We start from the raw sequence: 14,764 nt of genomic DNA on the forward strand, positions 1-14,764 counted from the left end.
GGTGCTACGGGGCCTGGCCGAGGACGAGCTGACGGCTCTTGGTGACGACCGCGGTCATGTTCTGGGCGACGGAGCCGTTCTCGATCTGCTCGGACGAGGAACCGATGTCGACGCCGGTGGTCATCTTGCCGGTGCCGATGTCGACCGCCGCCACCGTGTTCACCGATCCCTTGCTGCCGCCCAGGTACCGCGACGTGCGGACGAGCAGCCACCGGCCGTCGGCGGCCAGGGCGGTGACGCTGGTGATTCCCGAGTCGAGGGCGTGCTTCTTCGTGCCGGTTGCCGGGTCGTACAGGGCGGGCTTGCCGATGTTGCCGAACTGCCAGTCACCCAGGACCAGGCCGTCCTTCATCAGGTACCAGTCGGGCTTGTCGCCGGTGGAGAAGGTGGACTTCCAGGCTTCCTTGTTGCTCTTCAGGTCCATGGCGAACAGCGTGTACGTGCTGTTGGCGTTGTAGAGGACGCACATCTGCTGCGGCCCGCACGGGCGCACCATCTCGACCCGCGCGCCGGCCGGCAGCGGAACTTCCCACCGCTTGGCGAAGTTGTCGAGGCCGTAGGCCGCCATCACGACGCGACCGGGTGACGTCTTGTCGTTGAGCTGGCCGATCAGCACGCCCTGGTACGCGGTGAAGCTCTCGCCGTCGAGCGGAACCGAGCCGGAACCGCGCGCCTTGCCGGTGTTCGCGTCGTAGACGGTGGCGATGGCCTTGGTCGCGTCGAGCCCGACGAACGTGGCCGGGTCGGCGGCCACCGACTGGTGCCAGTCGGCCGCCGTGGGTGCCCGGCTCAGCAGGCCCGGCACCGGCCCGAACGTGCCCTGCTGGGCGGTGGGACCGTCGGCGGCGTAGACGCCCATCGGCACGGCCAGCAGGTCGAAGATGCCCGGCCGGGCCGGCTGGACGACCTCGTTCCACTTGGCCTGGCCGGTGGTCAGGTCGATCCGCTGCATGCGACCGTTGGGCGAGCCCGTGTTGAGCTCGATGAACGCGTCGTTGCCGACGAAGTGCGTCACCCGCTCGTCGTCGTACGGGCGCAGCATCTTCTCCGCGCCGGTTGCGGCGTCGACCACCAGGCGCACGTTCTTGCCGCCGTGGGTGGCCGCCTTCTCGCAGTCGATGTGGAGCACGCTGCCGGTGGCCGTGATGCGGACGTCGGTGGGCTCGACCGGGTAGGACTTCTTCCACTTCTCGGTGCCGTCGGCGGTCAGCGCGGCGATGTCGAGCTTGCCCTCGTTGACCGCGGCGTAGTACCCGACGCCGTTGGCGACCGCCGTGGTGAGCGTCCCGCCGCCGCCCAGCGTCACCGTGCCGGTCTGCTTGTAGCTTCCGCCGGCGCCGAACTTTCCGTCGTCGGCGACGCCGGAGCCCCCGTCGGTCGCGTCGTCGAACGCGCCGCGGATCGACGTGTACGCCCAGAACGCGCCCGAGCCGCACAACAGCACGACAACCGCGACCACGCCCATGATGACGTACCGCAGGCCGCCCGATCGCCGCCGCGGCGGCCGGTGCGGACCCATCGTCGGGCTCATCGGCGGCGGCATCTGCGGCGTCATCTGTGGTGGCGGCGTGAACTGCTGCGGCGGTACCGGCGCCATCGTGCCCGAGACCGGGAACGCCGGCCCGCTGCTGACCGGGACGGCCGGCCCGCCGCTCGACGGCGCGTACGAGCTGACCGGACCGGACGCGAACCCGCCGACCTGTTGCGTGTGGTGCGTGGGCGGCGGGTTCGACGGCGGCGGGGCGTGCGGCGCGCGCGAAGGTTGCGGCGGTGCGGTGGGACCCGTGGGAGCACCGTTCCGGCCACCACCGGCGATGAACCCGCCGTAGGCGACGGGCAGTTCGGGCTGCTCCGGCACCACCGGCGCCAGCCCGAACCGGGCGTGCAGGCGGCTCGCCACCAGCGGGATCCGGCTGGACCCGCCGACCAGGAACAGCCCGGAGAGGTGGTGCGGTTCCAGGCCGGACGCGCGCAGCACCCGCCGCGTCTCGTCGACGGCCCGGTCGATCAGGGGTCCGGCGACCCGTTCGAGTTCCTCGCGGGTGAGGTGCAGCGCGCTGTCGGTACCAGGGACGTGCACCGGCGCCGACGTCGTGCGGGACAGCATTTCCTTCGCCGCGCGCACGTCGTCCCAGAACTGCTTGCGCTCGCGCTGCTCGCTCTGCGGACCGGGGCTGCTGATCCGCTGCCACACCCGCGGGCTCTGCATCTGGATCAACTGGCCGAGGTGGCCGACGAGCGCCGCGTCGATGTCGACGCCACCGAGGTCGTCGAGGCCACCGACGGACAGGACCCGCAGGCCGCCCGGCTCGCGCCGGAGGACGGACGAGTCGAGCGTGCCGCCGCCGAAGTCGAACACCAGCACCGCGCCGCCGATCGGCACCTGCTGGCTCATGACCTCCATGCAGTAGGTGGCCGCCGCGACCGGCTCGTCGACCAGTTGCACCCGGCCGAGGCCAGCGACGTTGGCCGCCTGCATGAGGACGTTGCGGCGGGCGGCACCCCAGTCGGCCGGGCAGGTGAGCACCACGCCGTCGCCGATCTGCACGCCGGTCTGGTTGGCCTCGGCGATGACCCGCCGCAGCAGCGCCACGAACATGTCGACGACGGTGACCTCGACGCTGCCCAGCAGCACGCTGCCCTCGTCGACCCGGCGCTTCGGATGCGGCTCGAAGCGACTCGGATCGATCAGAGCCATCCGTTCGGCGTCTCGACCCACGTGCAGCCGGGGTGGCTCGGAGAAGACGGCCGAGGGCAGCACGGGTGAACCGTCGAACAGCAGCGGCCGGGGTTCGGACTCGCGCCGTACCACCGCCACGGTGTGTGAGGTGCCCAGGTCGATCGCAAGACGGAGCTGCGACACGCCCGACCTCCCCTCGATGGACCCCGGCGATGGTACGGCAACGATGCTCGCGACATGGAACGCCGTTACCCGACCCCGGCGTCCCGCAACAGATCGTCGACGAGAGGCGACGGATCGTGTTCGAGGCCGCGGGCGGCGAACCATTTGGCCATCACCGTGACGTCGCGCGCCAGGAACTGCGCACCCTGCGGGTTGATGACCACGTCGACCACCTGGGGAAGGTCGATCAGCACCAGCTGACCCTCGTGCACCAGCACGTTGTACGGGCTGAGGTCGCCATGCGCGAGGCCCATCCGGGCCAGCACGGTGAGCGCCTCGACCAGCTGGCCCCACAACGATCGCAGCTCCGCCATGGAGGGACGGGTCTGCACCAGCCGTGGAGCGGCCTCGCCGTCGGGCGAACCGACGAACTCGAGCAGCAGTTCGGTGCCGACGAGCTGCACCGGGTACGGCACCCGGACGCCGCCGTACTCCGCGCCGATCTGCCACAGTCGGCCGAGCGCGGCGAACTCCGCACCGGCCCACTGCCCGGCGATCACCTCGCGGCCGAACGAGGTGCGTTTGCCGGTGGCCCGGTTCAGCCGGGACTCCCGCTCGCGGCGCCCTTCGAGGTAACCGGCGTCGCGGTGGAACATGCGGTGTTCCGACGACCGGTACCGTTTCGCCGCCATCAGCACGCTCCGGCCGCTGGTGGGGCCGGACCGCTCGATGAGGAAGACGTCGGCTTCCTTGCCCGTTTTCAGCAGGCCGAGTTCGGTGTCGATGCCACCGTCGTCGGTGACCACCCACTCGGGCCACGGTTGCGGGCCGTGCAGGGTGCCGGAGTCGGTGAACGTGGACCACCGGTCGCCGGTGGGTGGCCCGTCGTCGGGATTCTCGACCGCGACCTGGGCTTGAGCCCCGGGCCGGCGGCGCTTCAGGTAACGCGGTTCGTCATCGTCAAAGCGGCGGCGACGGTTCGACCGCCCACCGCCGAGGTCGTGCTCTCGCAACGGAGGAACTCCTCGATTGAAGGAAACGGAGGCAGGGCGAAGCCCTTGACAGGCGCCATTTCGAACCTCCTTCTCCCTCGATCGGGTCGTAGTGCACTTTCCCCGGGCCCGTAGGCCGGGTCAACCGGTTTTCGTGGCGAGCACCGCGGCCACGGCCTCGATCAGGCCGTCGCACTGCATCGTGGGCGCGAACCGGTCGTCGGGCCAGGTCCGCCCGCGCCGGACCCACGCCGACGGGATGCCCAGCGCGTTCGCGCCGCCGATGTCGACCTCGGGGCTGTCGCCGATCAGCCACGCGCCGGCCAGCCGCATGCCGACCTTGTCGGCCGCGATCGCGAAGATGCGCGGGTTGGGCTTCCGGACGCCGACGTCCTCCGAGACGACGTACGCCGCCACCCGGTGCGCCAGTCCGGTGCGCACCATCTTGTCGGTCTGCACCCGGCTCTCGCCGTTGGTCACCACCACCGGCGTCCAGCCGGCGTCGACGGCGATCCGCAGCGCGAATGCCACCAGCGGATCGAGCCGCAGGTGGGCGAGCAACCCCTCGCGGATCTCCTCGACGAGGTCGATCGGCCGGCGACGCAGCCGGTAGCGGGCGCGGATCGCGTCGGCAAGGTCCCAGGCCGACGTGAGGCCGTCGGCGTCGACCGAGTCGAGCCAGTCGACCTCGTGGGCGGGGACTCCGATTTCGGCGAGAAAGTCCCTTCCCCAAGCCTGAAACGCCCCTGCCCGATCGAGCAGGGTGTTGTCCAGGCTGAGGAACAACAGGGGCACGCCGGGAGATTACGGCAGACTATCCGATCCGCGACAGTCCCCTTGACCCAGAAATGAATCTTGAAATCTGCTGGCAACGATCCATGCGTCTGGATTCACAACCTTTCGGGCCCGGCGATGCAAGCCGTACGTACGTCTTGCATAATCGACCCGTGCCCCGGGTCAGCCAGAACCAGCTCGATGCCCGGCGCCGGCAGATCCTCGCCGGCGCCCGGGCATGCTTCGCGCGGCACGGATACGAGGGTGCCACGGTGCGCCGGCTCGAAGAGGAGACCGGTCTGTCCCGCGGTGCGATCTTCCACCACTTCCGGGACAAGGAGTCGCTTTTCCTGGCCGTCGCCGAGGACGACGCGGCCACGATGGTCGCCACGGTGGCCGAGAACGGCCTGGTACAGGTGATGCGCGACCTGTTGGCCCACGCCGAGGAGCCCGACCAGGCCGGCTGGCTCGGCACCCAGCTCGAGGTATCGCGCCGGCTGCGCACCGACCCCGCGTTCGCGAACCGGTGGGCGGCCCGCGCCGAGGCCATCGCGACCGCCACCCGCGACCGGCTCAGCCGCCAGCGCGACGCCGGCGTGCTGCGCGCCGACGTGCCGGTCACCGCGCTGGCCCAGTTCCTCGAACTCGCCTACGACGGGCTGGTGCTGCACCTCGCGATGGGCCGCCCCGCCAAGGACCTCGGGAGCGTGCTCGACCTCGTGGAAGGCGCCGTCCGCCGGTAGTGCCATTGACGCCGATGAACGAGAATGAGTCATGGGTGTCACCCTCGATCTCGTCGTCCTCGTCCTGTTCCCCCTGATCGGCATCGCTGTCGTCGCCTGGGTCGCGGATCTCAGCGACCGGCGGGTCGCGGCCTGGCCGCCGCCGGAGCGTGACTGGGCCGACCCCGATCTCCTCACGGGCGAGCAGCTCGGCCTCCTGGCGAACGGCGAGACCCGCGCCGTCGAGGCGGCGGTGGCCCGGCTCCGCGTCGCCGGCGCGGTGCGGTACGACCCGGCGGCCGTCGCGCTCGTGCCGACCGGCGAGCCGCTGCCCGAGGCGACCGACCTGTCGACGGCGGTGCTCATCGCCGCGGCCGACCGGGTTCCCGTCGCGGAGCTCCGCGCCGAGCCGGGCGTACAGGCGGCACTGGCCGAACTGCGCGACGGGCTCGGCGACGCCTGGTACAAGGTCGACATGCCGCCACGGCACTTCGTCGTCGTCGGCCTTCCGGTGATCGGCTACGGCCTCGCGGGCCTGGGCTGGGCGCTGATCGCGCCGTTCCGGTGGTACACCGACGTGCCCATGTACCTCATGGCCGGCATCGCGATCATCCTCGGGCTGGCGGGGCTCGTCCGGCCGGACACGGTGCCGCTGCCGGCGGCGCGGGCGGTCGACCGGGCCAGGAAGCGGCACGACGACCTTCACCCGCGGAGGAAGCCGGCGCTGACCACCTACGGACCGGCGGCCGCGGCGACCGCCGTCGGCCTGTTCGGGCTCGGGGCACTGCAATCCGTCGACCCGGGCCTGGCCGTGCTCTCGTTCCGGTCGGATGTCGAACCGGAGGAGGACGACGATCCGGACGACAGGTTCGTCGTCGGCTGTGCGTCGGTCAACGCCGGCTGAAGGTTCGGTTCAGAAAGCGGCCGGATCCACGCTCCCGTTGCCGGTGCGACGCACTATGAGACCCATGGACGCTCGGTACGGGGTGGGGATCGGCTGGCGGCCCGAGATCGCGGGTTACGTGGCGGGCCTGCCGGGTCTGCGCTTCACGGAGGTCATCGCCGAGTCGGTGCGGCCGGCGGCGGTGGACCCGGCCCTGGTCGCGCTCCGCGCGAGGGGCGTCACGGTGATTCCGCACGGCGTCAAGTTGTCGCTCGGTGGCGCGGAGCCGGTGGACCCGAAGCGGGTCCGGCACATGGCCGAGTGCGCCGAGGCGCTCGGCTCGCCGTGGGTGAGCGAGCACATCAGCTTCTGCCGGGCCGGCGGCCTGGAGGTCGGTCACCTCACGCCGCTTCCCCGCACCCGCGACTCGGTGAACGTGATGGTCGACAACGTCAAGCGGGTGCAGGCCGACCTGCCGGTGCCGATCGCGCTGGAACCCATCGCGGCCCTGTTCGACTGGCCCGATCCGGAGCTCACCGAGGCGGAGTTCCTCACCGAGATCCTCGACCGCACCGGCGCCCTGCTGCTGCTCGACATCGCCAACGTCTACGCCAACGCGGTGAACCGCGGCGAGGAGCCGACCGCGCTGCTCGACGGGATACCGCTGGAGCGCGTCGCGTACGTGCACGTCGCCGGGGGCGAGGAGCACGACGGGATCTACCACGACACGCACACCGACGCGACGCCGCCCGAGGTGCTCGACCTCGTCGGCGAACTGTGCAGGCGGCACCGGCCGCCGGCCCTGATCCTGGAGCGCGACGGCCACTACCCGCCCGCCGCCGAACTCTCCGGCGAACTCGACGCGATCGCCGACGCGTCGGGCTATGAGCGGATCACCTCATGAGCGACGTCGACGCCGCCCGGGAGCGGCTGGGCGAGCAGCTGGCCGACCTGACGGAGGCGCTCGTCGCCGGTGCGCCGGTGCCGGCCGGATTCGACCCGCGGCTGTTCGCCGTCGCCAGATCGTCGTTGCTGAACAAGCGCGCCGGCGAGGTGGCGAACGCGTGGCCGCGGCTGGCCGCCGCACTCGGTCCACAATGGAGGGACACGTTCCGCGAGTGGGCCGCGGACCGCCCGCCGCGCGGATCCCTGTGCGACGGCTTCGATTTCGCCCGCTACCTCGCCGTCACCGGCGGCATCCCGCCAGGTCCGGCCCGCGCGGCGGCGCTCGCCGAACTCGCCACGCGCGAGGGCCACTGGCGCTACACCGGCGACCGGCCGCCGCGGCCCCGCCGGCTGCCGGCGTTCGCCAGGCGGTGGGTCGGCCGGGCGAAGACCCGGATCCTGACGGCCTAGGTGTTGACCGGGCGGCGCGCCACCAGGAGCGCGTGCGTCACCGGCCAGTCCAAACCGTCGAGGGACGCGACCGGCGCGATGCGGTTGTCGACGATCCAGTCGTTGCGCCAGGCGTGCGACGCGGGCGCCACCTCGAAACCGACGTCGGTGAGCAGCGCGACCCAGTCGGCGTAGGAGAGGCCGCAGAACTGCTCGTGCGCCTCCGACAGCCAGTTGTCGGCGTAGTCCTTGCGGGTCAGGTAGTCCATCGCCGCACCCAGCGGCATGTCGACCGCACCACCATCGAGCGCCGTATATGGGAGCGGGAACTTGAAGTCGACCGCGAACTGGTCGAGCCGGGCCCGCGTCGAGAGGCCCGAAACGTACGCGCTCACCGCGTCACGTTGAAGCTCTTCAAGGTCTTTGCGCGGTTCCGCCGGATTGAGGCCGTCGTCGGTGCGCAGCGTCAGGCGGACCGTGCGGCCGGGATCGTCGGGGCCGCAGACGTCGGAGTTGATCCAGACGCCACCGGGCACGGTGTGCTCGAAGATCGCCTCGGCGAACCGCCGGATGGACGCGCGACCCGAGCCGTACGACCAGATCTCGTGGGTGAGCGCGAACGTCAGCGTGGTGTCGATCGAGCGGGCCGGAAACACCGCGCCGCCCAACACGTTGCGGCAGTAGAAGTAGACGTTCGGGTTGCGGAACCCGCCCTGCGCCTTGCGGTGCACGCACTCCTCGTAGAGGTGACGGGCGACCTCGACGCCGATCAGGTCGCTCTCCCGCAGCGCGGGTTCGCCGTCGGCGAGGGCGAGCACGGCGCCGGCGCCGCAGCCGATGTCGACGATCCGGCCCGGCCGCACGTGGTCGCGCACGGCCGTCCACTTGCGGGCCGCGCTCTCCTCGAACGCCTCGGCGTAGACGCGGTAGTCGCGGGTCGTCGTGAGGCCGCCCTCGTCACCGACGACAGGATCGTTGACAACAGTGCTGACAAGCGTGTCGAGGCCGTACCGGTCGAAGACGTCGAGGGTCGCCGGATGGGCGAGGTCGCGCCAGCGCTCGTCGCCGTCGGCCAGCATCAGCAGGACGTCCCACGGGCGTTCCGGCTGCGGATCGGGCTCGCCGGCCTCCACGGGCGCGATGCGGAACCCGAGTTCGGCGTACATCGCCGCCACCTCGGGGGTGGAGCACGCCACGACGCATCCCGCCGGGTCCGGCCGGCGTCCCGTCGCCGCTTCCACCGTCTTCAGGGTCACCTCGGCGAACCGGTCGGTCGGCGCGGTGTCGAACACCGGAATCACCAGGGAGCGCAGGCCCTCCGCGATGCTGAACCGCTCGATGGCGGCCTCCCGCCGGTCGAACGGCACCGGGTTGCGCTTGGTGTTCTGGTGATTGGCGCTCGTCACCGGCCAGATGATCGTGTCGCCGCCGAGGTCGCGCAGGTAGCGCGCCTGGAACCGGGTGAGCACGTGATGCCGGCCCGGGAAGAGGATCTCCACCTCGCATTCCTACCAAAGAGGCCGGGGTCACTGCGGTGCGGCGTCGGTCGATACACTCTGCGTTCGGTCGAGGGCATCGATGGGGGGTGTGGTGGGAGCCTTGTCCGGTTCGATGCCAGAAGCCGTGGTCGATGCCGTGTCGGCAGGTCTGTTGCTCACCACATCGGCCGGTGATCCGGTGTGGTTCAACCGCGCGCTCCGCGAACTGGCCGGGTCGGCCCTACCCACCTTGCCGTTGGCCGGCGTCACCGTCGGAGGTCCGCCGGTGCAGGCGCCGTTCGTCGACGCCGACGGCATCGAGCGCCAGTTGCGGATCGCCTGCACGCCGGTGGGCGACCGGCTGCTCTACGAGATCACCGACGCGAGCGACCTGCACGAGGCCAGGACGGCCGCCAACAACCACGCCTGGCGGCTGGCCCACGTCGAGCGGATCGCCAAGATCGGCACCTGGGAATGGGACCTCGAGACCACCCAGATCCAGTGGTCCGTGGCGCTGATGCAGACGTTCGGCTTCCCGGCCGGCACCGAACTGGACTTCGACGGGTTCCGGGCGATGGTGTTGCCGGAGGACCTGCCGGCGGTCGAGGCGACGCTGCGCCAGGCGCTCGACGCCGGCGGCCAGTTCAACTACACGCTGCGGATGTACCTGGCCGACGGCGTGACGCTGCGCACGTTCGAGTGCTACGGCGAGGTGTTCACCGACGCCGACGGCACGCCGGCCCGGGTGCTCGGCACGGCGCACGACATCACCGAGATCCGACGGGTGCAGGACGAACTGGCCTACCTCGCCGACCACGACGCGCTCACCGGGCTGGTGAACCGCCGCTCGTTCACCGCCCGGCTCGACGCGGTGCTCGCCGCGCCGGCCGGTGGCGGCGCGCTGCTGCTGGTCGACGTCGACAACTTCAAGGACATCAACGACCTGCGCGGGCACGCCGTCGGCGACGAGGTGATGCGGTCGCTGGCCCGGCGGTTGCGCCAGCACCTGCCCGAGGGTGCGGTGCTCGGCCGCCTCGGTGGCGACGAGTTCGCCGCGCTGCTCCCCGACTGCGACGCCGGCACCGCGCTCGACATCGCCGAGAAACTGTGCCACACCGCCGGCGACACCCCGATGGTGCTCGGCGAGGAGGCGTTGCGGATCTCGGTGAGCATCGGCGCCGCGCCGCTCGACGGCGAGGCCGACTGCGAGGTGCTGCTCGCCCACGCCGACCTGGCCCTGTACGAGGCGAAGAACGCCGGCCGCAACCGGGCCCGGCTGTTCGCGCCGGAGCAGTACCGGCACGCGGTGCAGCGGGTGAACATCCTGAGCCGGGTGCGGTCGGCGCTCGACACCGGCCACCTGAAGCTCGACGCGCAGCCGATCGTCACGCTCGCCGACGGGCAGACGGCCAGCTACGAACTGCTCGTGCGGCTGCGCGACGGGCTGTACCCGCACGTCGGCCCGGCCGACATCCTGCCCGCGCTGGAACGCGGCGACCTGGTGCGCGAACTCGACCGGTGGGTGGTCAGCGAGGCGATCAGCGCGCTGGCGCAGGCCCGCGAGCTGCGGCTCGACGTCAACCTCAGCACCCGGTCGATCGACGATCCGACGTTCGGCGACTGGGTGGTGTCGTCGCTGTCGCGGGCCGGCATCGACCCGCAGCGGCTGGGTGTGGAGATCACCGAGACGGCGGCGATCAGCAACCTCGACGCGGCCCGCCGGTTGGCGGCGGCGCTCACCGGTGCCGGCTGCCGGTTCAGCCTCGACGACTTCGGCGCCGGCTTCGGCTCGTTCGCCTACCTCAAGCACCTGCCGTTCACCACGGTGAAGATCGCCGGCGAGTTCGTGCGGCAGGCCGACATCCGCAGCGTCGACCGGGTGCTGGTCGACGCCGTGGTGCGGGCGGCGAGCGGGCTGGGCATGACGACGGTGGCCGAGTACGTCGACCGGGCGCCGCTGGTCGACGCGCTGCGCGATCTCGGCGTCACCAAGGGCCAGGGCTACTACCTGGGCCGGCCGGGCAAGCTCGACGACCTGCTGGCCCGGCACCGCACCGAACCCGGCGCGACGATGAAGATCCGGATCCCCGAGATGCTGGCGGCGATCCGCGACCAGAAACCGGACACGCCCTAAGCGCACCAGTCCTGGGCCAGGCGCACGAGCGTCTCCGTGCACCGGTGCACCTGCTCCAGCGGCACCCGCTCGTCGGGCGCGTGCGCGAAGCGGGCCTCGCCCGGCCCGTACTGCAGCGTCGGCACGCCCGCGGCGGACATCAGCCTCAGGTCCGACCCGTACGGCGCGCCTCCGGAGACCGGCGACCGCCCGTCGGCCCGGGCCACCCGCGCGACGAACCCGTCGTCGACACACCGGCCGGACGCGAACTGCCCGCCCCACCACTCGACGGTCACCGGGTGCCCGCTCAGCCACGGGTCCTCCGCGCAGGCGGCGGCCACCGCGTCTTCGAAGGCGGCCTTCGCGACCGCGACCGGCTCGTCGAGCAGCACCCCGAAGCGGCCCTCGGCGACGAGGAGGTCGGGCACGCTCGACGACCAGTCACCGGCCCGCACCGTGCCGATCTCCAGCGGGTACGCGATGTCCCAGCGCGCCATCACCGGGTCGACCGATGCGTTCCGAACCGCCTCGAACGCCCGCAGGGCCCGGAAGACCGGGTAGAACTTCTCGATCGCGCTCACGCCGGCCGTGCGCGTCGACGCGTGGGTGGCCCGGCCCGGCACCCGCAGCCGGAACGTCAGCGCGCCGCCGTTGGCGACGAGCAGGTCGAGCCCGGTGGGTTCGGTGATCACGCACGCGTCGGCCCGCCAGCCGCGGTCGAGCATCGCGTAGGTGCCGAGCCCGCCGTCCTCCTCGCCGACGACGGCGGAGAACAGCACGTCTCCGGCCAGTTCCACACCGGAGCGGTGCAGCGCCAGCAGCGCGTAGAGCGCCGACACCAACCCGCCCTTCATGTCGCAGGTGCCGCGCCCGAAGACCTGGCCGTCGACGAGCCGCCCGGAGAACGGGTCGTCGGTCCAGGCGGCGAGATCGCCGGGCGGAACGACGTCCACATGGCCGTTGATCATTAAAGAGCGACCGCCGCCGCGGCCCGGCAGCCGCGCAACGAGCCCGAGCGCGGCGGACCGGGGGACCTCCATGCCCGGAAAGTCGGTTCGTGCGGCGAATTCCGCGACGGGGATCGGCCAGCGGTCGATCTCGACGCCCTCGGCGCGCAGCATTCCGGCGAGCGTGTCGACGATCGCGACCTCGGCCTCCGTGCCGTCGACGCTCGGCACCCGCACGAGTTCGACCAGCGTACGGACCTGTTCATCCTCGAACGTGTTGATCACGATGCCACGCTAGCGCGGCATCGTGCGGGCATGCCGCCGCGCGGAGCGCGGCGCCATGTCCCGCCGAGCTGATGGTTCGCTCGCAAGCTCGCTCACGGCCGCACCCTAACGCAGCGATAGGGGCAAGCTGGTATCTCGCCTAGAGATTGACGTATCTCTCTGTCTCGATAGCGTTACGGGCATCACTCCCACACCCCCGGAGGTGGTCCTTGACGTCACGAAGACGCCGTTGGCTGTCGGCAGGAACCCTGGCAGCGGCCGCATTCCTCGCCACTCAACTGGCCGGTGCACCGGCCGCTCAGGCCGAACCCCAACTCGCCGCCCGCATCCTGTACTACAACGCGAGCGGCGCCGCCGAGTTCGTCTCCGCGGTCAACCAGGGCGCGGCCAACTGGAACGCCAGCGTCACGAACGTCCAGTTGCGCCCGGTTCCGGCCGGTGGTCGCGCCAACATCACCGTCGTCGCCGACAACGGCTGGCCGCGCGCCCAGGTCACCTCGCTCGGCAACGGCCGCATCTGGATGGGCCGCCAGGCCGTGCAGCAGGGCCACTACCCGCCCCGGATCGCCGCACACGAGTTCGGCCACATCCTCGGCCTGCCCGACCGGCGCACCGGGCTGTGCACCGACCTGATGTCGGGCAGCAGCGCACCCGCGACCTGCCGGAACGACCGGCCGAACGCGGCCGAGGCGCGGGAGGTCAACGCCCTGTTCGCCGGCTCGCTCGTGAGCACCGCCACCGCCGCCACCTTCACCTGGGAGTTCTGATGAGAAGACTGATCCTTCTCCTGGCGGTCACCGCGCTCGCGGCCGTCGGTTTCACGGCGACGCCGGCAGCGGCGCAGCCCGGCAACGACGGCCCGAGCATCCTCGTCGTCGGTGGCCGGCCGGCCACGGAGAACTACTCGTTCCTCGTCTACACGTCCGGCTGCACCGGTTCGCTGATCAAGGCGAACTGGGTCGTCACGGCCCGGCACTGCCCGACGCCGTCGAGCGTGCGCGTCGGCAGCATCAACCGCACCAGCGGCGGCGTGGTCGTGTCGGTCGTCCAGGCCGTCAGCCACCCGTCGGCCGGATCCGACGTCAAGCTGATGCGGCTCGCGTCGAACGTCTCGTACGCACCGGCGCCGATCCCGACGACCTCGGGAGCGGTCGGCACAGCCACCCGCATCATCGGCTGGGGCCAGACCTGCGCCCCGCGCGGGTGCGGCAGCGCACCGACGATCGCCAACGAACTCGACACGTCGATCCTCGCCGACAGCCGCTGCTCGGGCATCTACTCCTCGACCGAGATCTGCACCAACAACACCAACGGCAACTCGGGCGCCTGCTACGGCGACTCGGGTGGCCCGCAGGTGCGCCAGATCAACGGCCGCTGGAACCTGATCGGTGCCACCAGCCGCGCCGGCAACAACAACTCGACCTGCGCCACCGGGCCGTCGATCTACGGCGACCTGCCGGCGATCCGCACCTGGATCAACAGCACGGTCGGGGGTTTGCCCGCGTAGTTCGGGGTACGGGTCAGAAATGAGGTTCGCATCGACAGCGCGCCGGCTCCCCCGGGAGCCGGCGCGCCGCCCGTCCCTGCTGTCCGGCTATCTCCAGGAGCAACGGGACGCGGTACGCGCCACCGAGGCGGGCGCCCGCTCCGGTGACGCGGACGCGGTGCACGACATGCGCGTGGCGACCCGTCGACTGCGGTCGGCGCTGCGGACGTTCCGGCCCGTGCTCCGGCGCTGGCAGCCGGTCCGGGACGAGCTCAAGTGGCTCGCGAACGAGCTGGGCGGCGTGCGCGACCGCGACGTGATGGCGGCCCGCCTCGGCGCCGAACTCGATACCCAGCCACCCGAACTGGTGGTGGGCCCGGTCCGGAGCCGGTTGCGGTTGACCGGCGACCACGCCCGTGCCCTCACCCGGCTGCGGGCGGCGCTGGACTCCCCCCGCTACCGCACCCTGCTCGGCACGCTCGACGACCTCGTGGCGGCCGGCCCCTACCTGAGCCGGAACCGGCTCCGGAAGGCGGCCCGCAAGGACCTGCGCCGCGCCGACAAGCGGCTGTCCCGGGCCCGCCGCGACGACGAACTGCACGACGCGCGCAAGGCGTACAAGCGGGCGCGGTACGCGGTCGAGGTGCTCCGTCCGGCCTACGGCAAGCCCGCGCAACGCTTGCGCAAGAACCTCGGCGAACTGCAGGACGTGCTGGGCGACCACCAGGACGCCACGGTGACGATGGCCCTGCTGCGCCGCGAGGCGATGCGCGCGTACGCGGCCGGCGAGAACACGTTCACCTACGGGCTGCTGGCGGCGCGCCAGCAGCGGGCCGCCGAGCGCAGCCGGGCCCGGGTTACGCGGGTGCGCAAGCGCGCCGGCAAGGGCCGCGGCTGGCTGAACTAG

Annotated in this window: 13 protein-coding genes; 8 read left to right on the plus strand and 5 right to left on the minus strand. The window is 71.7% G+C overall.

What is annotated here, in order from left to right:
* Positions 1-4 precede the first annotated feature (4 nt).
* The 3 genes from Vau01_RS32310 to Vau01_RS32320 all read right to left on the minus strand — a co-directional run bounded on the left by Vau01_RS32310 (position 5) and on the right by Vau01_RS32320 (position 4,629).
* The gene (locus tag Vau01_RS32310; RefSeq protein WP_204000519.1) at positions 5-2,863 is read right to left on the minus strand and encodes an Hsp70 family protein; all 2,859 of its coding nucleotides are present in this window, start codon (positions 2,861-2,863) and stop codon (positions 5-7) included.
* Positions 2,864-2,928: 65 nt separating this feature from the next.
* Positions 2,929-3,855: a serine protein kinase RIO gene (locus tag Vau01_RS32315; RefSeq protein ID WP_204000522.1), complete on the minus strand. Its 927-nt coding sequence runs from the start codon at positions 3,853-3,855 to the stop codon at positions 2,929-2,931.
* Positions 3,856-3,975: 120 nt separating this feature from the next.
* Positions 3,976-4,629: an HAD family hydrolase gene (locus Vau01_RS32320; RefSeq protein ID WP_204000525.1), complete on the minus strand. Its 654-nt coding sequence runs from the start codon at positions 4,627-4,629 to the stop codon at positions 3,976-3,978.
* A gap of 152 nt (positions 4,630-4,781) precedes the next feature.
* On the opposite strand from Vau01_RS32320, the gene Vau01_RS32325 reads away from it, so the two are divergent.
* The 4 genes from Vau01_RS32325 (at position 4,782) to Vau01_RS32340 (ending at position 7,569) form a co-directional block, all read left to right on the plus strand.
* The gene (locus tag Vau01_RS32325) at positions 4,782-5,351 is read left to right on the plus strand and encodes a TetR/AcrR family transcriptional regulator (protein ID WP_204000528.1); all 570 of its coding nucleotides are present in this window, start codon (positions 4,782-4,784) and stop codon (positions 5,349-5,351) included.
* A 31-nt stretch (positions 5,352-5,382) separates the two neighbouring features.
* Positions 5,383-6,234 carry a TIGR04222 domain-containing membrane protein gene (locus Vau01_RS32330; RefSeq protein WP_204000531.1) on the plus strand — a complete coding sequence of 284 codons (852 nt, stop codon included), beginning with the start codon at positions 5,383-5,385 and terminating at the stop codon, positions 6,232-6,234.
* A 64-nt stretch (positions 6,235-6,298) separates the two neighbouring features.
* The gene (locus Vau01_RS32335; protein ID WP_373320337.1) at positions 6,299-7,117 is read left to right on the plus strand and encodes an MbnB/TglH/ChrH family RiPP precursor modification enzyme; all 819 of its coding nucleotides are present in this window, start codon (positions 6,299-6,301) and stop codon (positions 7,115-7,117) included.
* Complete coding sequence (locus Vau01_RS32340; protein ID WP_204000537.1) at positions 7,114-7,569, plus strand: SCO6045 C-terminal-like domain-containing protein; 456 nt, start codon at positions 7,114-7,116, stop codon at positions 7,567-7,569. Before Vau01_RS32335 ends, Vau01_RS32340 begins: the two co-directional genes overlap by 4 nt.
* Here the strand turns inward: Vau01_RS32340 and Vau01_RS32345 are convergent.
* Entirely contained in the window at positions 7,566-9,047 is a 1,482-nt protein-coding gene (locus tag Vau01_RS32345; protein ID WP_204000540.1) for a class I SAM-dependent methyltransferase, read from the minus strand. The two genes, Vau01_RS32340 and Vau01_RS32345, sit on opposite strands and share 4 nt — an antisense overlap.
* A gap of 136 nt (positions 9,048-9,183) precedes the next feature.
* On the opposite strand from Vau01_RS32345, the gene Vau01_RS32350 reads away from it, so the two are divergent.
* A complete protein-coding gene (locus tag Vau01_RS32350; protein WP_204000542.1) occupies positions 9,184-11,160 on the plus strand; it encodes a putative bifunctional diguanylate cyclase/phosphodiesterase in 1,977 nt (658 codons plus the stop codon).
* On the opposite strand, the gene Vau01_RS32355 is transcribed toward Vau01_RS32350, so the two are convergent.
* A complete protein-coding gene (locus Vau01_RS32355) occupies positions 11,157-12,371 on the minus strand; it encodes an ArgE/DapE family deacylase (protein WP_204000545.1) in 1,215 nt (404 codons plus the stop codon). The two genes, Vau01_RS32350 and Vau01_RS32355, sit on opposite strands and share 4 nt — an antisense overlap.
* 209 nt (positions 12,372-12,580) lie before the next feature.
* Between Vau01_RS32355 and Vau01_RS32360 the strand changes: the two genes are divergently transcribed.
* From Vau01_RS32360 to Vau01_RS32370, 3 genes are read left to right on the plus strand one after another with little or no spacing between them, the layout of a single operon-like run.
* Positions 12,581-13,138: a snapalysin family zinc-dependent metalloprotease gene (locus tag Vau01_RS32360; protein WP_239152026.1), complete on the plus strand. Its 558-nt coding sequence runs from the start codon at positions 12,581-12,583 to the stop codon at positions 13,136-13,138.
* Positions 13,138-13,878, plus strand: a complete 741-nt coding sequence (locus tag Vau01_RS32365) for a S1 family peptidase (RefSeq protein ID WP_204000548.1) — start codon at positions 13,138-13,140, stop codon at positions 13,876-13,878. Before Vau01_RS32360 ends, Vau01_RS32365 begins: the two co-directional genes overlap by 1 nt.
* Positions 13,879-13,897: 19 nt before the next feature.
* On the plus strand, positions 13,898-14,764 hold the full coding sequence (locus tag Vau01_RS32370; protein WP_204000550.1) for a CHAD domain-containing protein: 867 nt from the start codon (positions 13,898-13,900) through the stop codon (positions 14,762-14,764).

The sequence above is a fragment of the Virgisporangium aurantiacum genome, from assembly GCF_016863635.1.
GTDB classification, from domain to species: Bacteria; Actinomycetota; Actinomycetes; order Mycobacteriales; family Micromonosporaceae; genus Virgisporangium; species Virgisporangium aurantiacum.

Bases quoted from the DNA above. Each gene is read 5' to 3' on its own strand.
- Vau01_RS32330 (WP_204000531.1), top strand. From the start codon at position 5,383: ATGGGTGTCACCCTCGATCTCGTCGTCCTCGTCCTGTTCCCCCTGATC.
- Vau01_RS32365 (WP_204000548.1), top strand. From the start codon at position 13,138: ATGAGAAGACTGATCCTTCTCCTGGCGGTCACCGCGCTCGCGGCCGTC.
- Vau01_RS32340 (WP_204000537.1), top strand. From the start codon at position 7,114: ATGAGCGACGTCGACGCCGCCCGGGAGCGGCTGGGCGAGCAGCTGGCC.
- Vau01_RS32335 (WP_373320337.1), top strand. From the start codon at position 6,299: ATGGACGCTCGGTACGGGGTGGGGATCGGCTGGCGGCCCGAGATCGCG.
- Vau01_RS32370 (WP_204000550.1), top strand. From the start codon at position 13,898: ATGAGGTTCGCATCGACAGCGCGCCGGCTCCCCCGGGAGCCGGCGCGC.